Origin of the sequence: Candidatus Pacearchaeota archaeon, assembly GCA_035404185.1 — a bacterium.
Taxonomy (GTDB): Bacteria; Patescibacteriota; Minisyncoccia; order Minisyncoccales; family Minisyncoccaceae; genus UBA2211.
This window is the reverse complement of record DAONGN010000001.1, coordinates 77,971-97,638: the sequence shown is the minus strand read 5'-3', so window position 1 is coordinate 97,638 and position 19,668 is coordinate 77,971. Positions and strand designations below refer to the sequence as shown.

21 protein-coding genes and 3 tRNA genes are annotated in these 19,668 nt (G+C 32.3%); 15 read left to right on the top strand and 9 right to left on the bottom strand.

Features of this window, described 5'->3' with window-relative positions; translation table 11 throughout:
- Window positions 1-125: 125 nt before the first annotated feature.
- From PLD14_00530 to PLD14_00490, 9 genes are all read right to left on the bottom strand, one after another.
- A tRNA-Arg gene (locus PLD14_00530) sits at window positions 126-200 on the bottom strand.
- A gap of 66 nt (window positions 201-266) precedes the next feature.
- Window positions 267-671: an NUDIX hydrolase gene (locus PLD14_00525; GenBank protein HPR79698.1), complete on the bottom strand. Its 405-nt coding sequence runs from the start codon at window positions 669-671 to the stop codon at window positions 267-269.
- Window positions 672-688: 17 nt separating this feature from the next.
- Window positions 689-776 (bottom strand) — tRNA-Ser (locus tag PLD14_00520).
- 44 nt (window positions 777-820) lie between these two features.
- Window positions 821-1,420, bottom strand: a complete 600-nt coding sequence (locus PLD14_00515) for a ribonuclease H family protein (GenBank protein HPR79697.1) — start codon at window positions 1,418-1,420, stop codon at window positions 821-823.
- Between the two features lies 1 nt (window position 1,421).
- Window positions 1,422-2,027, bottom strand: a complete 606-nt coding sequence (locus PLD14_00510; GenBank protein ID HPR79696.1) for a VTT domain-containing protein — start codon at window positions 2,025-2,027, stop codon at window positions 1,422-1,424.
- 32 nt (window positions 2,028-2,059) lie between these two features.
- Window positions 2,060-3,280, bottom strand: a complete 1,221-nt coding sequence (locus PLD14_00505) for a Sir2 family NAD-dependent protein deacetylase (protein ID HPR79695.1) — start codon at window positions 3,278-3,280, stop codon at window positions 2,060-2,062.
- A gap of 90 nt (window positions 3,281-3,370) precedes the next feature.
- Window positions 3,371-5,443 carry a hypothetical protein gene (locus tag PLD14_00500; protein HPR79694.1) on the bottom strand — a complete coding sequence of 691 codons (2,073 nt, stop codon included), beginning with the start codon at window positions 5,441-5,443 and terminating at the stop codon, window positions 3,371-3,373.
- A gap of 56 nt (window positions 5,444-5,499) precedes the next feature.
- Window positions 5,500-5,589 (bottom strand) — tRNA-Ser (locus PLD14_00495).
- Between the two features lie 45 nt (window positions 5,590-5,634).
- Entirely contained in the window at window positions 5,635-6,318 is a 684-nt protein-coding gene (locus PLD14_00490) for a ComF family protein (protein HPR79693.1), read from the bottom strand.
- A gap of 73 nt (window positions 6,319-6,391) precedes the next feature.
- On the opposite strand from PLD14_00490, the gene pilM reads away from it, so the two are divergent.
- The 15 genes from pilM to rodA all read left to right on the top strand — a co-directional run bounded on the left by pilM (window position 6,392) and on the right by rodA (window position 19,575).
- Complete coding sequence (gene pilM / locus PLD14_00485; protein HPR79692.1) at window positions 6,392-7,465, top strand: type IV pilus assembly protein PilM; 1,074 nt, start codon at window positions 6,392-6,394, stop codon at window positions 7,463-7,465.
- A 35-nt stretch (window positions 7,466-7,500) separates the two neighbouring features.
- Window positions 7,501-8,028, top strand: coding sequence for a hypothetical protein (locus tag PLD14_00480; protein ID HPR79691.1), 528 nt, complete (start codon window positions 7,501-7,503; stop codon window positions 8,026-8,028).
- Window position 8,029: 1 nt separating this feature from the next.
- Window positions 8,030-8,701 (top strand): type 4a pilus biogenesis protein PilO, encoded by a 672-nt coding sequence (gene pilO / locus PLD14_00475; GenBank protein HPR79690.1) that lies wholly within the window; start codon window positions 8,030-8,032, stop codon window positions 8,699-8,701.
- Window positions 8,702-8,710: 9 nt separating this feature from the next.
- On the top strand, window positions 8,711-9,010 hold the full coding sequence (locus PLD14_00470) for a hypothetical protein (protein ID HPR79689.1): 300 nt from the start codon (window positions 8,711-8,713) through the stop codon (window positions 9,008-9,010).
- 8 nt (window positions 9,011-9,018) lie between these two features.
- Window positions 9,019-10,782, top strand: a complete 1,764-nt coding sequence (locus tag PLD14_00465) for a GspE/PulE family protein (protein ID HPR79688.1) — start codon at window positions 9,019-9,021, stop codon at window positions 10,780-10,782.
- Window position 10,783: 1 nt separating this feature from the next.
- On the top strand, window positions 10,784-11,842 hold the full coding sequence (locus PLD14_00460; protein ID HPR79687.1) for a type IV pilus twitching motility protein PilT: 1,059 nt from the start codon (window positions 10,784-10,786) through the stop codon (window positions 11,840-11,842).
- Window positions 11,839-13,065: a type II secretion system F family protein gene (locus PLD14_00455; protein ID HPR79686.1), complete on the top strand. Its 1,227-nt coding sequence runs from the start codon at window positions 11,839-11,841 to the stop codon at window positions 13,063-13,065. Before PLD14_00460 ends, PLD14_00455 begins: the two co-directional genes overlap by 4 nt.
- 81 nt (window positions 13,066-13,146) lie before the next feature.
- Window positions 13,147-13,608 carry a type II secretion system protein gene (locus tag PLD14_00450; protein ID HPR79685.1) on the top strand — a complete coding sequence of 154 codons (462 nt, stop codon included), beginning with the start codon at window positions 13,147-13,149 and terminating at the stop codon, window positions 13,606-13,608.
- 67 nt (window positions 13,609-13,675) lie between these two features.
- Window positions 13,676-14,452: a prepilin peptidase gene (locus tag PLD14_00445; GenBank protein HPR79684.1), complete on the top strand. Its 777-nt coding sequence runs from the start codon at window positions 13,676-13,678 to the stop codon at window positions 14,450-14,452.
- A 2-nt stretch (window positions 14,453-14,454) separates the two neighbouring features.
- Window positions 14,455-15,006 carry a type II secretion system protein gene (locus tag PLD14_00440; GenBank protein HPR79683.1) on the top strand — a complete coding sequence of 184 codons (552 nt, stop codon included), beginning with the start codon at window positions 14,455-14,457 and terminating at the stop codon, window positions 15,004-15,006.
- A 4-nt stretch (window positions 15,007-15,010) separates the two neighbouring features.
- Entirely contained in the window at window positions 15,011-15,520 is a 510-nt protein-coding gene (locus tag PLD14_00435) for a prepilin-type N-terminal cleavage/methylation domain-containing protein (protein HPR79682.1), read from the top strand.
- Window positions 15,517-16,098 (top strand): type II secretion system protein, encoded by a 582-nt coding sequence (locus PLD14_00430; GenBank protein HPR79681.1) that lies wholly within the window; start codon window positions 15,517-15,519, stop codon window positions 16,096-16,098. The genes PLD14_00435 and PLD14_00430 overlap by 4 nt, the downstream gene beginning before the upstream one ends.
- A 1-nt stretch (window position 16,099) precedes the next feature.
- Window positions 16,100-16,450 carry a hypothetical protein gene (locus tag PLD14_00425; GenBank protein ID HPR79680.1) on the top strand — a complete coding sequence of 117 codons (351 nt, stop codon included), beginning with the start codon at window positions 16,100-16,102 and terminating at the stop codon, window positions 16,448-16,450.
- 1 nt (window position 16,451) lies between these two features.
- The gene (gene ligA, locus PLD14_00420; protein HPR79679.1) at window positions 16,452-18,482 is read left to right on the top strand and encodes an NAD-dependent DNA ligase LigA; all 2,031 of its coding nucleotides are present in this window, start codon (window positions 16,452-16,454) and stop codon (window positions 18,480-18,482) included.
- A 28-nt stretch (window positions 18,483-18,510) separates the two neighbouring features.
- On the top strand, window positions 18,511-19,575 hold the full coding sequence (rodA, locus tag PLD14_00415; GenBank protein ID HPR79678.1) for a rod shape-determining protein RodA: 1,065 nt from the start codon (window positions 18,511-18,513) through the stop codon (window positions 19,573-19,575).
- The last annotated feature ends 93 nt before the right edge of the window (window positions 19,576-19,668 follow it).

Genomic DNA, 19,668 nt, shown 5'->3' with positions numbered 1-19,668 from the left:
TATTTTAATTTATTAAATTATCTTAAGAGATACTAAGGGTTTTCGCAATTTTCTCAAAATTTTTGATATAATCGATACCTCTATTGCAGGAGTATGATTAAAGTATGTCTATTTCTATTATGTAGTGGTGCCCTCGAGAGGATTCGAACCTCTATCGCAAGCTCCGCAAGCTGGTATTCTATCCATTGAACTACGGGGGCGTATTTCTATACTATACAAAAAAGAGATTAAAAACAAGCGATAATAAAAAAGAAAACATTACTATTTTAGTAATGTTTATTTTCTTTTAAATAATTTTGGAAGGGAATAAAGAGCGGACTAGGTAATTCATTCCATTTGAACCAACCCCATTTTTCGCATCTTTCAGGTTCCATTATTTTTGGCTCTCCTGAGTTGCAATCGGCCCTAACAAAACAGGTGATATAATGTTTGTTTTCTTCTTTCATTATGTCGTTAGTAAAGGTATCTTTTCTAATATTATTAACAATTAGTCCAGTTTCTTCTATTACTTCTCTTTTAGCACAATCTTCAATCGTTTCATTGAATTCCAAATGTCCACCAGGAAAAGCCCATGAGCCGTTTCCATGAGAGCCTTTTCTCTTGCCTAAAAGAATTTTATTATCTCTTTCAATAATAATGGCAACGCCTACTTTTGGTCTTTGTGTTTCCATTTTAATGATTTTATAACTGGAGGAGGGAGAGGGATTCGAACCCTCGGTAGGTTTCCCCACAATAGTTTTCAAGACTATCCCATTCAACCGCTCTGGCATCCCTCCGTGATAGGGAAATAATATATAAAAAGGAGTTAATTGTCAATTTATTATCCTCTGTGAAAACCTAGATCAGCGGGGTTGCTTCCTCCAGAAATATGTTCTATTTTTCCACCTTCTTTTTCAAAAGCATATCTTAATTTTTTGACTTCATTGCTTAGGGAAATAGTTTCTTCGGGCATTTCTTTTTTGATGTATCCTTTTGACCAATAATCAATTATTAGCTTGCTGTCCCCGAAGACGTTTTTAATGTTTTTCTTTAAGGCTATTTCTAAAGCGTATTTACAAGCTAATAATTCTCCAAAGTTATTGGTGACATTATCAACAATCAAGTGATTGCCTTTTTCATCAATATCCTTCTTTTTCATGACAATATTTAATAAACTATTTCCATTTTCATCGGTAACGCTAGTTTCAACTCCCTTGCCAGCTCCGGTCCCTGCATCAAAATATATTCCTTTTATTGAGGCAGTATTTTTTGTTTTATAGTCAGCGCCTAAATCAAGCCATCTTTCTGCCTGGTCTTTAGTCTCAAATCCTTTGTATTTAGCATTTTCCATTCCCGAAACAATTTTCTGGCATTCCGGCCAATTATCAGTGATGCCATGTTTTCCGTTTAGAGAATAGGCGTAATATTTTTTCTTGCTCATATTATTTTGATTTTTTGATAAACTTAAATGCAACCGGAATTAGAGATATTAAAATGATTAAAATGACGATGATTGAGAAGTTCGCTTTGATCTGGGGGGTATTGCCTAAAAAGTATCCTAATAGGGTAAAAAGCAGAACCCAGGCTAATCCTCCAGTTGCATTGTAAGCGATAAATTTCTTGTAGTCCATTTTTCCTAAGCCAGCGACAAATGGAGCGAAAGTTCTGACGATAGGAACAAAGCGGGCAAGGAAGATAGTTGTGCCTCCGTATTTATTATAAAAGTCTTGAGTTTCAATCAAATATTTTTGATTCATTCTATTGGATATTTTTTCGCCAAAATATTTTCCAATAAAATAATTTGTGGTGTCTCCCAAAAAGGCGGCTAAGAATAGTACTACAATCAAGAAACAGATATTTAATGAGCTAATGGCTGAAATTGCTCCAGCAGCAAAGAGTAAGGAATCGCCAGGCAGGAAAGGCATGAAGACTAATCCGGTTTCAATAAAAATAGTGGCGAATAATAAAATATACGAGAGGGCTCCGTAGACATTAACAATGTCGGTTAAATAAGTGTCTATATGAAGAATGATATTGATTAAATCCATGATCGATTATGTTGCTTATTTTATTAAATTTTTTATTTATTTTCATTAAATGCTTTTCCTAATTCCGGAATAATTTTTTGACAATCTCCTTTCAGCATAAAATCTTCATCTCCTAGATAGGGAGGTTGGCTTAAATTGACCGCAATAATTTTTCCATTCGGATTGTTTTCTTTGTACCAGCCAAGGAAGCCTCTGTCATCATAACTTAAACCAACCGTAATTACTGCATCAATATCTTTTAACCATTCTGGCTGGATATTTTCTTTCAGCCAAGGGCCCGTTAGATGAATCGCTTTTACACCTGTTTTTTCTTGTAAATGGTCAACATTTTCAGTAATAATTTGTGAATTTAATTTTTGAGCAAGCTTGCCAAGTGATTGATGGGTAGGCGTCGGGGGCTTTTCAACAGTGGCTTTTGTAAATTCTTCCCATGATTCAATTACGCTCTGGGGGTTAGTAACAGCTTTTTTAAGTAAGTCGTCTATTTTTTCTGACATTTCAATTCCTAGTGTTTCGTGCAATTGATTCATGCTATGGACCCCGCTTGCCATTGAAATACCTGCACCAGTATAAAATAGGACTTTTTTATTTTTTAAGATATCAACTAGCCTTACTAATTTAATTTCTTTCGGTTCAGGTAGCATTATTTCTCTAATTTCAGATCTAATTTTTTCTATATTTTCTTTTGAGAATTGATCAAAAAGATCGTGAATTGTTTCGTTGTCTTGTTCGCGAAAAGTTTCGAAAGTCTGCTCGACCATTTGTGAAGCTTTTTCGGGTTTAAATTTTAAAATTTTTGTCAAAATATCGCCCATAACTTGTTTATGTTCGTCATTGGAAAAAAAATCATTAATCATGTCTCTTCCAAAATCTCTAGGCAGGGCAACACGATATTTTTTGTTTTTATTTGGGTCGAGCTCTTTCGTTTCTTCTTTTGGCTCCGGTATCTTACCGTATTTCAAAACATAAACCGTTTTTTCATTTTTGCCCCATCCTCTCGTTTCTTTTGTAAATTTTTCTTTTTCTTCGTCGCTTAATTCATCTGGCAATGAATCAAAATACTCAATCCTAAAAAATGGCTGATCGTCTTCGTTGCCAAGATAATATCGTCTGGTGTCAGAAGAAAAAGAGAAACTCATTTCGCCCTCTTGTTTTATTTCTTTTTCAGGTGAAGCTAATTCAGGGCCTTCGAGTAAAAGGTTCTTCGGTTCTTTTTCTTGATATTCTGGATAAAACATTTTTTCACCTTCCATAAGTTTAATTTAATAAGTTATCGTAGAGTTTAATATTGTATGCGTATGAGTGGGGGAGATAGCCCTTTTTAGTTCTGTAGAATGCCGTTTTTATATTTCTAACTCTCTATAAATTTTATCAAATTGCTTAACTAATTGATAATCATCAAGCTTGGTAAAGTTATCGTTGTATTTTTGCGGATTCGCAGTTTTTAATAACTGTCGCGCTTTCTCAAAAAAACTTTTTATTTCATTTTCTGATAGTTTTTGGGGGTCAATCATATACTCATAATTTCTTAACATCGATTGACTGCCTATTATATATTTTAACTCTGCCGCATCTTCTGGTTTTGTTGTTGGCGAAAAATCTATAAACAATTTAGGCAAAACTTCTCTCATGCGTATCCTAAATTTTGGACTGTCTTTTAATAATTTACTAAAACCATTGTCGAGTTTTATTTCTTCAAAAGCCATTCTTTGCAAATCATCGTTTTTAAAAATTAAGGCATCAGCATGATAATTTGAAAGTTGTTTATCTTTTAAATAATTTTTGAAAATATTTATAAAATCTAATTCGGGATTGTTTTGCGAAATTTTATAAATAGTTTCAATCTCTAATTTGTCTGCACTATCAGCGATCCTTAAATATTCTTGTCCGACAGCTTCGACAAGCGGCCTTGGTAATTCTTGTGGCACTCCTTGGAGCGCCATTAATTTTAATGCTCTTGTTGTAAAAAATTGTTTTTCTTCTTCTGGACTTACAAGGCCACCTATATTGCTCGGCTTTTCCATTTTGAGCATATAAAACGACAGAATGTGTTTTAACTGTTCCTCTTTATTAGGCGTGCTTTCTTTAAGTTCTTGTCCGACCGCATTTATGATTGGTTCCATGCGTGTAAGTGTGTAGTCCAATTTTTCGACCTTCTTAGTTTCTAAATTCCGCTTTGCCCAGGTTGCATCAACAATAACTGCGTTTGCCGCTCCTTCTTTTGAAATTGTTACAAACGTATTCCAAGCGTGACTGGTTTTGTTCAAATCAAAGATATTTTTCTTTTCTCGTTTAGGAGCAAAAATTTCTGTACTATTTTCATATGTGCAATAGGTGTTACGAAGCTGGCTAAAGTTTGTTTGATTATTTTTTAGCGCTTCAAAAACAGCCTTTACCGAACTAGCAAAATTTCTGCATACTCCATTACCTTCCCAATCATAATCATTTCTTCTCAATAAGCCCTCTCTTAAAAGTTGTAAAGCAGTGTTTTGGTCGGCTTTTGTTTTTTCAGGTTTTGTGCCTACTTTCTGTTCTTTTATATCACTCCATTTATATTTTGTTAGGTCAATTACAATTTGTGTCGTCAATTCGATTGCTTGTTTTGGAGTGAGACTATCCAAACTTTCGATACTTAATTGTTTGACCATTTCTGCCCCATCCTTTTCAAGATATGAAGAAATAAAAGAGTATAATTTTCTTTCCCAGTCTTTTTCTTTAACTGTTTCTTGGTAGGTCGAAGCTCCGGGTTCTATGCCTGCAAGCTTTTCTTTGCTTAGTAAGTATTTTTCAATTGATTTGGGAATTTTTTGAGTTTTTTCTGAAGGGGCAATTTGCGGATTAAAAGAGTCGAGGTCGGAAAAAGAGATTTTTTCATTTTGGTACGTCTGAATTTCAAGGAGCGGTTTTTGAGTTAATCTTTCCTCATTCTCTCTTTGTTGTAAAAAATAATCTTTGGCTTGTTGCCAGGCTTCGAAATCTTTCTGCGTTGTACCGACGTAATAGCCAGTTTTTGAATCAATAAGTCCGGGAAGTATAACGCGAAATTTTCCGTCTTGCGTCTCGTCAATTTTATAAAAATATTTTGTAAAAGTTTTTTCGAGAGACGCTCTTTCAAAATATAATTTTTCTTTTTCTCGCGCTCGATCTGCGGCTTGCTCAGCTTCTTCTTTAGTTTCAAAACGTTGTTTACTTGTTCCAATTATTACTTCGAGTTTTTTATCAAAAAGCCCAGGTATAGTTACTTCAAAACCACCATCAACCTCATTAACATCATATAAACCCGGCCCTCCCTTTTTTTCATGTTTTGAGGTTTTTTGAATGAATTCTGAAGCAGACGGAGTTTCTTGTTTAGGTTCCGGTGTTTTTGTTTCCTCTGTCGGTATAGGTTGATTAAATTGTTTTTCAAAGCCTTCCATAAAAGTTTACTAATAAATCATCAAATTTAGCTCCCGATTTTATAAAAAATGGAAATTGGCGGAGAGGGAGGGATTCGAACCCTCGAGTCGCTTTCGCAACTAACACCTTAGCAGGGTGCCCCATTCGACCACTCTGGCACCTCTCCAATATGTTGTCATAATATACAAAATAGTAGTATTGGTCAACCCAATTATATTTCCCTTGCAACGCTTAAACCCCAGACCTCTTTAACTCCGTTTTCTTTTAAAACCTTAGCACATTCATTCATTGTTGTGCCTGTAGTATACACATCGTCTAAGAGAAGAATAGTTTTATTTTCAATCTCTTTTTTATTAGTAATGGCGAAACAGTTTTTAATATTTTCAATCCTTTGACTTTTATTTAATTCCATCTGTGGTTTTGTTTCTTTTGTTTTAATAAGACTTGTTGATAGTTTAATCCTAGTTGATTCAGAAATTAGTTTGGCAATTTCTTCTGATTGATTAAAACCTCTTTTTCTTTTCTTTTTAATATGCATAGGGACGGGAATAATGACAAAACTGTTGTCAATTTGACAATCAATAGTTTTAAGGTGGCTTAAAATAAGAAAGGCGAGGGGAATACTTAAATCTTTTATATACCCATACTTTAATTTATGAATAGCATCTTTAACGATTTTATTGTCAAAAGACGTGGCCGACATTATTTTATCAAGATTTTTGTTTTTACAATTTTCGCATTTATTTCTTTTTTCCATTTTTTCACACAAACAATATTCAAAGGGATTGATCGAAATTAAAGAAAGACAATCTTCACAAAGATATTGTCCTTCTCTTCCACAGCTAATACACTTTTTAGGGAAAATTATGTCCCAAATTGCTTTTAGGTATTCCATTGTTTTTTTAAAAATGGTATTATGTGATTATAGCATTTGTCAACTAATTTAAAAATGCTATAATATTTTTAATATGTTTTTTGCAAAAGGAAAAAAGCAGAATAGTTTGGGTATTGATATTGGAACAAAAGTTATTAGAGCGGTTGAAATATCAGAAAATAAGGGAAAAATAACTCTAGAAAATTATGGAGAGGTTAATTTAGATGTTGCTTGCAAGCAATTTTTTAGATCTTTTGACAGGAAAAATTTAAATCCAGCAGTCAATAATATTGCAATAGCTATAGCAGGAATAATAGAGGAGACTGGAATAAAAACCAAGAAAGTTGTCTTTTCTTTGCCAGACTTTGCAACATTTTTTACAACATTTGAATTGCCACCGATGTCTAAAAAAGAAATAACTAATGCTATTGGCTTTGAAGCAAGAAAATATATTCCCTTACCATTATCAGAGTTAGTCTTGGATTGGCAGTTAATGAATAAAGAATCTTTAAAACAAAGAAATAGAGTTTTAGTAATGGCCGTGCCTAAAATTATCGTTGAACAGTATAAAACTATTGCCGAAAAAGCTGGATTAGAGCTGGTTGCTCTTGAAGCCGAAGCCATGGCCTTAAAGAGGGCAGTAATCAAGGAGAGCGATCCCCCTACTTGCTTATTAGAAATGGGATTTCAAAGTACTAATATTAATATAGTTGATGAGGGATTTATGAAAATGAGTTCCAGTTTTGATGTGGCTGGTAAAGATTTAACTTATAGTCTTTCTGAAACTTTAAATATTCCAGCTGGAGAAGCAGAAATGATAAAAAAAGGAGAAGGATTAACTGATTCTGGAGATACAAAAATTTCTCATATTCTAATACCGATTCTATCTATTGTATCTGAAAAAACCAAAACATTGATTAAAGAATTTGAAATAAAAGAAGGGAAAACAGTAGAGAAAGTTATTTTAGCCGGAGGAACTTCAATGTTACCAGGAGTAAAAGATTATTTTGATAAAATTTTTAGACAGAACGAATCTTCAAATTTGGTTGTTGAAATAGCTGAACCGTTTAAAAATATTATTTATCCGTCAGCTTTAGATAAAAAAATTAAAGAAATTAATTCGAATTATGCTATTGCGCTAGGGGAAGCCTTGAGAAAATTTGAATAAGCAAGTATAATATATAAAAGAATTAAAAAATAATTATGGCAATTGAAATAACGCCAGAAAAAAAAGAAGCAGACTTCAAAGAAAACCTTATTTTGGTTTTTTCAATTATTGTTTTTTTGATGTCCTTAAGTGTTTATTTTTATTTTAATAATATTATTCTTAGCCAAAAAAAAGCTGAATTAGTTAAATCTAACAATGAATACACTACTCTTGCTGGAAGTGATATTAGAGCTAAAGAAGAGCAATTAAAGTTGGCTGGTAAATATATTGGAGACTTTAAAACTCTTTTTGAAAATAATCCTAAAATTTCTGGTTTTTTTGCTTCTTTCCAAGGATGGACTCACCCAAAGGTAGTTTTTTCTGGATTTATTTTTGATGTTACTTCTAGAAAAATTACCATGTCTGGTTCAACAGATGGTTTCCAAAACGTTATACAACAGATAGCCATTATGAAGGTAGAACCAACCATTGAAAGTTATCAAATTTCAAATGTTAATTTGGCAGAAAATGGTTTAGTCAAATTTAATTTAGAATTAGTTATAAAGCCTGAGGTTTTAAAATAATATGGATATTAAAAAAAGAAAAAACATAAAAGTACTAATATCAGTTATTATTTTTATTTCAGCTATTGGTATCGCATATTTTTTAGCTTTTTCTAAATGGCAAGAGATTAATAGTGTTGATAGCCAGATAAAACAAATGGAAGCCTTAATCAGTGCGAAGAAAAGTTATTATGCCAATATTGATTCTAAGATAGAGGCTCTTAATAGTGCTGGATGGGATCAAAAGAAAGATAGCATTGCAATTAATTTTGATTCGTCTTTATTTTTTACCCCTAAAATTAATAATTTTTTTAGAACCATAGTTGCATCAAGTGGAATGAGTTTAGACGGAATGACAAGTTCTCTTCCAGAAGGAACAAGTAGTCAGTCACAAGCAAAAACTACGACTGAGAGTGGAGCTAAAACTAGCAAAGTCGTTGGGACCACACAAACATCAGTTCAACAAAATAGCGATGTTTTACAAGGATCAATTAGAAAAACAGCAGTTAATTTAAATGTTTCAGGAACTTATAATAATTTTAAAAATTTATTATCTTTATTTGAAGGTCAGACGAGAATAGTTACTATAAAAAGCATTGCTGTCTCTTCAGCGACTACACAAGAAAAATCAAAAGGCAAAGTTGTAGCTAATAATTATAATTTTAGCATAATATTAGATGTTTATTCTTATTAATTTATAATCATGGAAGAATCAATAAATCAAAAAAATAAAAGTGCTTTAGAAAAAATAGCTCCCTATATTTTAGTAGTTGGAGTAATTATCCTTGGCTATTTTGCTTTTTTAAAATTTAAAGTCGTTTCAACTGATACAAATGTTTTGCCAGTCGCAAACACGGGAAATGTTCAGATTGATGTTGATACAAATTTTTTAACATCAAATGCTTTTACAGAATTAAAATTCATTCCTGATTCAAATGTTTTTAATGAGGTCACAGGAGATATTCCCAAGGGAAGAGATGATCCCTTCGCTCCCATTAAATAAAATTTAATATGATTTATTTACAAAAATTACTAGAAAAGAAAATAATAACCAAAGAGCAAGGAGATGAATTGCAAAATGAATTCAAGAATTTTAAAGGGAGCGAGGAAGAATTCATAATTTCTAAAAAATTGCTCAGGGAAAATGATTTTAATAAAATCAAGGCAGAAACATTTAATATGCCTTTTTTTGAGAACGCCGAAGTGTTAGAAGTTCCTAATAATGTTCTATCAATGATTCCCGAAGAATCAGCCCGATTTTACAAAATAGTTCCATTAACTCTTCAGGGAAATGTTTTAGAAGTTGGAGTGGTAAATCCAGACGATATAAAAGCCAAAGAAGCACTTAATTTTTTAGCTAGGCAAAATAAAATAACTTATAAGACATATCTTATTAGCGCTAATTCTTTTGAAGTTTTTTTAAAACAATATAGAAATATTAGAGAGGAAGTAGGTAAGGCCTTGAGTGCTCTTGAGACAGAACTGGGAGGGGAGGATGATAGTATTGAGCTTTTTTCAGCCGACTCTAAGCCGAAAGCAGAAAGACTTTCTGAAGACGCCCCGATTATTAAAATGGTAGCTGTTATTTTAAGGCATGCTGTTGATGGAAATGCTTCTGATATTCATATTGAGCCGGAAGAAAATCAGCTAAGGATACGTTTTAGAATGGATGGAAGCTTGTATTCTTCTTTATTTTTACCAATTCATACTCATCCTTCAATAGTAGCAAGAATTAAAATAGTTTCTAATTTAAGAATTGATGAAACGAGAGTTCCTCAAGATGGAAGATTTTCAGCGAAAATAGACAATAAAGATATTGATTTCAGAGTTTCAACTTTTCCAACTAAGCTTGGGGAAAAAGTTGTAATTAGGGTCCTTGATTCTTCTGAAGGATTAAAAACTTATGAAGAAATAGGAGTTTTGGGATATAATTTAAAAACATTAAGAGAAGCTATTATTAAACCTTTTGGATTAATATTATCAACTGGACCAACTGGTTCTGGTAAAACAACAACACTATATTCTATCCTTCAAGAATTAAACAAGCCAGAAGTTAATGTGGTTACTCTTGAAGACCCAATTGAGTATTTTGTAAAAGGAGTTAATCAATCACAAATCAGACCAGATATTGGATATGACTTTAGTCAAGGATTGAGATCGGTAGTTAGACAAGATCCAGATATTATTATGGTTGGTGAAATCAGAGATGAAGAGTCAGCTTCTTTGGTTACTCATGCTGCTTTGACTGGTCACGTTGTCTTGTCAACCTTACACACTAATAATGCTGTTGGAGCAATTCCTAGATTGATTGATATGAAAATCAAACCTTTTCTTTTACCAGCAACACTAAACATTGTAATAGGCCAAAGACTAGGACATCGTTTATGTCCATATTGTAAAGAAAAGGTAAGACCGAACAAGGAAGTAGAAAAAATGATAATGAAGGAAATATCCCAAATGCCCGAAACTACTAAAAGTTTTTTTACGGCTCCCAACCCAATATATATTTATAAACCAAAAGGGTGTTCTAAATGTAATAATAAAGGAGAAAAAGGAAGAATTGGTATTTTTGAAGTATTAAAGATGACTCCTGAGTTAGAGAGGGCTATTCTTGAAGATCCGTCTGAGCAAAATATTATAAAAGAGGCTAAAAGACAAGGAATGATAACGATGAGACAGGATGCAATGATTAAAGCTCTTCAAGGATTAATATCTGTTGAAGAAGTATTTAGAACAACAGAAGAACAGCAAGAACCAATTCAAGAACAAATTTAAAATGGAATATCAAACATATCTTAAGCAGCTTTTAGAAGCGACCATAAAGAATAATGCTTCGGACCTTCATATTTCAGAGGGCCATCCTCCTGTATTAAGAATAAATAGAGAATTGATTTGTTTAAAGGGGGATTGCCTAACTGCTGAAGATGCCAAAGGAATTTCTTTTGCCTTAATGAACGAAGAACAAATTGAAAGCTTTGAAAAGAATAAAGAAATAGATTTTTCTTATGATTTTGAAGGAAGAGCAAGATTTAGAGTTAATATATTTTATCAAATAGGAACAGTCAGCGCTGCTTTAAGGCTTGTTCCAGAAAATATTAGAACACTAGAAGAATTAAATCTTCCTACTAGACTTCATCAGTTTTGTGAATATACTCAAGGTTTTATTTTAGTCGTTGGACCATCAAGTCATGGTAAAAGTACAACTCTTGCTGCATTGGTTGATGAGATAAATCATACTCGAGCTAATCATATTATAACCATTGAAGATCCGATTGAATATATTTTTAAGGACGATAAGTCAATAATTAATCAGAGAGAATTACATTTAGATACATTATCTTTTGCTCAAGCATTAAAATCAACATTTAGAGAAGACCCCGATGTTATTATGGTGGGAGAAATGAGAGATCCTGAAACAATGGCAACCGCAATTACCGCGGCTGAAACTGGACATTTAGTTTTTGCGACTCTACATACCAATTCTGCTGCTCAAACTATTCATAGGATAGTAGATAACTTCAATGGAGATCAACAATCGCAAATTAGAGCGCAATTAGCCAGTTCCTTGGTTGGAATAATTTCACAAAGGCTAGTTCCTTCAACTGATGGAAGAGTTGTTCCAGCTTGTGAAATAATGCTGAATACTCCCGCAATTTCTAATTTAATAAGAGACAATAAGATATATGAAATACCGTTGGTCATAGAAACATCTTCTGAGTCGGGAATGGTTTCTATGAACAGATCATTATCTGAATTAATTAGAAAAGGATTGGTGACGGTAGAGAATGCTTCTAAATTTTCAAGCAATCTAAGAGAATTAAGAAAATTAATATGAAATATCTTTATCAAGCAAAAGATATAAAAGGAGTAAATAATTCTGGAGTAATAGAGGCTACCTCAAAAGAGGCAGCTTTAGAGGTTTTAAATAATAATGGCCTTTTTCCCATAGAAATTAAAGGAGAAGATGAAAAAAATAAAGACGTATTAAACAAGAAGATTAGTATTAAATTATTTTCCGGGACTTCAATGAAAGACGTGGCCATGTTTTCAAGACAACTTGCAATTATGATTGATTCAAATGTCCCTCCAGCAGAAGCTATTGATGCTTTGGGTGATCAAACAAGGAATCAAGATTTCAAAGAAAAAATATATATTATTGCTAATGATGTTAGGAGCGGTACTCAAATGTCAAAGGCTTTTGGCAAATTTCCTCAAATCTTTTCTCCTTTTTATATCAACATGATGAAATCAGCAGAAGTTTCTGGAAACCTTCCCAGTATTTTGAATAAAGTAGCTGATCACCTAGAAAGTGAATATGCTATTCGTTCTAAAATGATAGGAGCGGCGACTTACCCAATGGTAGTTATGGTTATTTTTGTTTTGATTTTTATAGTTTTAATGATTTTTGTTATTCCTGGATTAGTTAAGGTTTTAATTGAATCGGGACAAGAGCTTCCCATAGCAACAAAAATAATTATAGCCATTTCTGATTTCTTTGTTAAGTTTTGGTATCTAGCTATAGGAGGAATAATAGGAATAGCAGCTTTCTTTGTCTATTATCCTAAAACAATAAAAGGAAAAGATGTTTTTGATAAAATTGCTATAAAAATTCCTATTTTTGGACCATTTTTAAAGAATCTTTTCTTGACACGTTTTGCAGAAAATTTTTCTACTCTTATTTCTGCTGGTCTTCCTATTAACGAGGCTTTAGAGGTGGTAGCAAATTTAATAGGGAATAATATATACAGAGATACAATTCTTAAAACAAGAGACAGAGTTGTTAAAGGAGAAAGTATAAGTATGGTTTTGGGTCAATATAACGAAGTTATCTCTCCTTTATTCGTACAAATGGTATCAGTTGGAGAAAAAACAGGAAGATTAGACTCTTCTCTCGCTAACGTAGTTAGGTTTTATAAGAGAGAGACAGATATTTTTGTTGATTCTTTATCAAGCATTATTGAGCCGATATTAATTATTGGTTTAGCGTTAATGGTTGGATTTTTAGTTGCTGCTGTCTTGTTGCCGATATACCAGATCAGTACGACTGTTCCAAAATAAACTCATTGACAATAAAGTGATTATTTAATAAAATTAAAATATAAAAAGAAAAAAGGTCGGATATTAACTATTTTTAAAAATATGCAAAAAACAAAAGGTTTTACTTTAATTGAGTTATTGGTCGTTATTGCTATTATTGGTATTTTATCTGGTCTTATTATCGTTTCTATGTCTGGTGCGCAAAACTCTGCTAAAGACGCTAGAATCAAATCAGCTATGGATCAATTTAGATCAACAGCAGAGATTTATAAGATGAACAATAACGGCAGTTATGGTAGTAATGTAGCCGTTAGCATAACAACCGATTCTTGTACCGCAAATCAAGTTGCTACTTCCATTCTTGGAACTGCTAGCAATCCTGATGGTGTTACTCTATGTGACGATATCCAACTTCAAGGATCTGGAACATTATTAGTAAATGCGACCTCAACAGCATGGTGCATGCAAAAGGAGTTATTGGGAGGTGCAATATGGTGTATTGATAGTGCTGGAAATGTTGGATCAACGAATGTTGGATGTTCAACAAGTCAAGATTGTCTGTAATTTAAATATTTTGTGACATCCCCCCTGGGGGATGTTTTCTTTTATTTAAATATGTTAATATTTACTTATGATAGAATTAATTCTAATTTTCATTCTTGGATTAATAATTGGCAGTTTTCTTAATTGTGTTATTTGGAGGCTATACAAAGAAGAAAGCTTTATCGTCGGTAGATCATATTGTCCTCATTGTCATCATGGTTTAGGATTATGGGATTTGTTCCCAGTCTTAAGCTTTGTTTTTTTAAGGGGGAAGTGCAGGTATTGTAAAAGGAAAATCTCTCTTCAATATCCTTTAATTGAATTAATAACAGCTATTATTTTTTCTTTAGTATTTATTTATCTTGGTTCAATATTTTCTCTGCAATTAATTTTTTGGTTGATAATAATGGCTTTTCTAATAGTCATTTTTGTTTTCGATTTAAAGTATTTTATTATCCCCGATGAAGTTGTTTATCCAGCTATTTTTTTATCAATTATCTGGTTATTATATTCATTTTTTAATGGAATGATTAGTAGTCATGAAATAATTTTGACGATAGCTTCATCTCTTGGTGCAGCGTTATTTTTCTTTTTGATATGGTTTTTTTCGAAAGGAATGGCGATGGGGTTTGGAGACGTTAAGTTAGCTTTATTAATAGGTCTTCTTTTAGGTTTTCCTAATACCATTGTTGCACTCTTTTTAGGTTTTCTTTTGGGTGCTATAATAGGTTCAGTGGCAGTATTTTTGAAAAGGAAGGGATTTGGGTCAGAAGTCCCGTTTGCACCATTCCTTGTAGTAGGAACGATAATTAGTTTTTTCTTTGGGAATAACATTATTAATTGGTATTTTTCTTTAATGGTATAATTATGAAAAAAGTTAAAGGTTTTACGTTAATTGAAGTACTAGTTATAATATCGATTATAACTGTGATGACAGTTGCACTTTTTTCAAATTATGGAAAAAATAATGAAATGTTTGCATTAGAAAGATCAGCCCAGAAGCTTGCACAGGACATAAGAAGAGCTCAAGACATGGCAATGGCAGGCTCTATAGGAACAGGAGGGACTTCTACTTACGGATATGGATTATATTTTGATAAATTAAATAGTCCCAATAGTTATATTATTTATGAAGAAAAGGATGATGATGTAAATATGGCTTATGATGGGGAATCAATAGATTACACCAAAGAGTCAATCAGTCTTGAAAATGGAATTAAAATTTGTACACTCGTAGATACAGCGCCTCCTTCTGTAGATGTTCTTAGTGTTTCTTTTGAGCCCCCAAATCCTTTAACTTATATCGATGGAGTTCCTTCTGGCAAGACAGCAATAATTACTCTTTGTATAACAAGCGATGTTTCTAAGACTAGGACTATAACAATTAACAACGCAGGGATGGTTCAGGTTACCAAATAATTACATGAATAATATTTTTAAAAAAGAAAAAGGTTTTACTTTATTAGAAATGCTTATTTCTATTCTGATTGTGACAATAGGAGTTTTGGGCATTTATCAGGCGGTTTATAAATATAATAAAAAAACTCAAATAGAAAGGGAGAGTTTTATTGCTGCTTATCTTTGCCAAGAAGGAATAGAGATTGTAAAGAACATAAGAGATAGTAATTGGGTTGCAGAAGCAGCTTGGAATAGCGGTCTAGAGACATGTATTGATACTGTTGGCTGTGAGGCTGATTATAGTTTAGAAGGCGTAGGAGCTTTAACTCTTTGGTCTTCACCAGGAAGAAGCTTATATATAGATGGTTCTACGGGATTTTATAAATATGGCAATAATACAGGCGATATTGAAACGCCGTACGCAAGGAAAATAGAAATTTTATCACAAGGAACTGATGAATTAGATATTACAGTTACTGTTTATTGGAAAACAAATTCAATGGTAGTAAAAGAAAATTTATATAATTGGAAATGATAAATAATAATCAAAAGACAAAAGGCTTTACTTTAATTGAGATGTTAGTCTCTATCCTTATTTTTGGTTTTATTTCGGTCCTTTTGGTAAATATTTTTACTTCTGTTTTAGATACTCAAACAAGAATTTTACAAAATCAGGGGTTATTAAATCAATCAAGCTATGCCTTGGAGTATATGTCAAAAGCAATAAGAATGGCAGAGAAAGATTCGGATGGAAGTTGTATTGGTGCGGAGAATGCAGGAGAGAACTATGCAACGGGAACAGATTCTATATCTTTTTTAACATATGATACTAAAACATTGACTTATAAATGTCTTAAATTTTTACTTGATAACGGTGCAATAGAAGAAATTAGATCAACGGATGAGAATCCTGGCACAACAGCGGTGCCAATAACATCTTCTTCGGTTAGCGTTGATGATTTAACTTTTAATGTATCAGGAGATGGTAGTGCAGAAGATATGAATCAACCAAGAATAACAATTATGATTAAGATGAAAGCACTTCCTTTAGCGATGTATTCACCAGTTTTAATCGTACAGACAACCATTTCTCAAAGGAAATTAAATATTTAACATGATAAATAATAATCAAAAAGGGGTCTCAGTTTATATAACAGTAATTATAATGTCGGTTCTTTTAACCATTACTTTGGGATTATCTAGTATTATTATTGGAGGGGCAAAGATGGTAGAGGGTTTAGATGGTTCAGTTAAAGCATTTCATGCGGCTGATACAGGAATAGAGGAAGCATTGTATAATATCAGAATTCTCGGCAGTTGTGATAGCTTTACAAATAATTTTGATACCGATTATTATTATACCGTCATCATTAATCCATCAACAAATTGTGTTGCGTCAGGAACCAGTATAAAATCTACAGGAACATACAATACGATAAACAGAAAGATAGAAGCTGCTTTTTAATATGAATAAAGATGAAGCTAAAAAAAGAATAGAAAAACTGAGAGATTTAATTAATCATCACCGCTATCTTTATCACGTTCTAAATAAAGAAGAGATATCGGAATCAGTACTAGATTCCTTGAAAAAGGAACTTTTTGACTTAGAACAAAATTTTCCCGAATTTGTAACTGTCGATTCTCCGACTCAGAGAGTGGGTGGAAAACCAATAGGTGCTTTTAAAAAATTTGAACATCAGGAAATGATGCGGTCATTGAATGACGCCTTTTCAAGAGAAGATATGGATAATTGGGAAAATAGAAATAAAAAACTTCTTCACGGAGAAAAGATTGAATATTATTGCGAACCAAAACTTGATGGATTGGCTATAGAATTGATTTACGACAAAGGAATATTAAAAATTGGTGCAACAAGGGGAGACGGAAAGATTGGAGAGGATGTTACTCAAAACATAAAAACAATTGAAGCAATTCCGCTTAAACTAAGAGAAGAAAAGGATATTGTAGAGGATTTAAAAAAAGAAAAGTTACCATTTAAAAAATTAACTCATATTGTTGTTAGGGGGGAGGCGATAATAACAAAAAAGGAATTTGAAAAAACAAATAAAGAAAGAGGAAAAAATGGCTTGCCTCTTTACGCCAATCCAAGAAATTTAGCAGCTGGTTCTTTACGCCAACTTGATTCAAAAATTACATCTGAGAGAAATCTCGATGCAGATGTTTACGATTTAGTAACTGATTTTGGTCAAAAGACACATGAAGAAGAACATAAAATATTAAAAATATTAGGATTTAAAACAAATAATAAGTACAATAGACTGTGTAAGAATATGAATGAGGTTTTTGATTTCTATGCTTATTGGCAAAAAAATAGAGAAAAGCTTCCATATGAGATAGACGGCCTAGTAATATCAATAAATAATAATGAAGTTTTTGATAAATTAGGGGTGGCTGGCAAGGCTCCTCGTGGAGCAATTGCTTTAAAATTTCCTCTGAAGCAGTCAACAACAATAGTTGAAGATATTAAAATTCAAGTCGGAAGAACCGGAGCAATGACACCAGTTGCGATTTTAAAACCAGTAGAGATTAATGGAGTTACTGTTAGTAGGGCAACACTACACAATGATAAAGAAATAGAAAGATTAGGGCTGAAGATTGGAGATACAGTAGTTGTTGGCAGAGCTGGGGACGTTATTCCAGAAGTAATTAAAGTTTTTCCTGAATTAAGAACAGGAAAAGAAAATAATTTTGAAATGCCTACAAATTGTCCATCATGCGAAACAAAATTAGTTAAGCCTGAAAATGAAATCGTTTGGAGATGTCCTAATCATAATTGTTTTAGTAGAAAGATAGGATGGTTTAAGCATTTTGTTTCTCGTTCGGCATTCAGTATCGATGGTTTGGGGCCAAAAATAATTGAGAAATTTATAGAAGAAGGCTTGTTGTCTGACCCTTCAGATTTATTTGAATTGAAAGAAGGTGACATTCTTCCTCTAGAAAGATTTGCTGATAAATCAGCAAAAAAAATAGTTTTAAATATTCAAAACAAAAAAGAAGTTTCTTTTTCTCGTTTTATTTATTCTTTAGGAATAAGAAATGTAGGACTAAAAACATCTTTTGACTTAGCACTTTCTTTTAAATCAATTGAGAAGATAGAAAATGCTTCAATTAAAGAATTAGAAAGCATTTCTGATGTTGGACCAGTAGTTGCTCAATCGATATATGATTGGTTTCACCTAAAAGAGAACAAAGAATTTTTAAAGAAATTAAAAGATAGGGGAGTTAAATATTTTATTGAAAAAAGAGAGGGAAAATTATTGGCAAAAAAATTTGTTATAACAGGAACTTTAGAAAAAATGAGTAGAGATGTTGCCAAAGAAAAGATAGTTCTTTTAGGAGGAGAGGTTTCTGATTCAATTTCTAAGAATATTGATTATTTAGTTTCTGGAGTTAATCCAGGCTCCAAATACGAAAAAGCAAAAAAGTTAGGGGTTAAAATATTAAAAGAAGAAGAGTTTTTAAAGATGATAATTTGATATGCCTTTTTTGAGCCACATTAAAAGAATGGATTGGACGTTAATTGTTGCCAGTTCTTTATTAGCGATAATAGGGATGGTTTCAATATATAGCTCTTCATCGTCAGGAGATTTTTCTAATTTATACAAGCAAATTGGTTTTTTTGTTTTTAGTTTAGTTTGTATGTTTTTAGTTAGTTTTATAGACAACAGAACAATTAGGGAAAATTCATCAATAATCCTTACCTTATATTTTTTGTGTATATTAGCTTTAATTGGTGTATTCTTTTTTGCTCCAGAGATTAGAGGAATTAAGTCTTGGTACAAGATAGGGATATTCTCTTTTGATCCGATTGAACCGACTAAAATAGTTTTAGTTTTGATTTTGGCTAAATATTTTTCTAAAAGGCACGTTGAATTATATAGAATAAGACACATTATTCTCTCTGGTATTTATGCTTTTATTCCTGCTGTTTTAATATTTTTGCATCCAGAGTTTGGGTCAGTGATGATTGTGATTTCTATTTGGATAGGAATCCTTTTAGTTTCTGGAATAAGAGTGAAAGACTTTCTTCTATTATGTTTAGCTTTTGTATTGATTTTTGCTGGTATTTGGTCTTTTATGCTCAAAGATTATCAAAGAGAAAGAGTTTTTAATTTTATTGCCCCTCAAGATGATCCGCTTGGTGGTGGTTGGAATCAGAATCAAGCGAAGATAAGTATTGGTTCTGGGGGATTGTTTGGAAAGGGAATAGGCAATGGTTCGCAAACTCAATATGGTTTTTTACCTGAGCCGCAGACAGATTTTATTTTTTCTTCAATAGGAGAAGAATTAGGACTTTTGGGAACTACAGTTATTTTTGCTTTATTCGGATTAATGTATTGGAGGATATTAAAAATTGCTCTTGATGCCCGTTCTAATTTTACTAGACTTTTTGCTACTGGTCTTGCTTTATCAATTTTTATTCAAATGGCAATTAATATTGGAATGAATGTAGGATTCTTGCCAGTCATTGGAATTCCTTTACCTATGGTTAGTTATGGGGGTAGTAATTTGTTGTTTACTTTTATCGCTTTGGGTATTTTACAGAACATGAAGATTAATGAGTCTTGAGTATTGATTGGGGAATATATCTAATAAAAAACAACAGCTATTGACAATTATTTCATTTGTGATAGGATATATTTAATTTGCAAAATAATTACT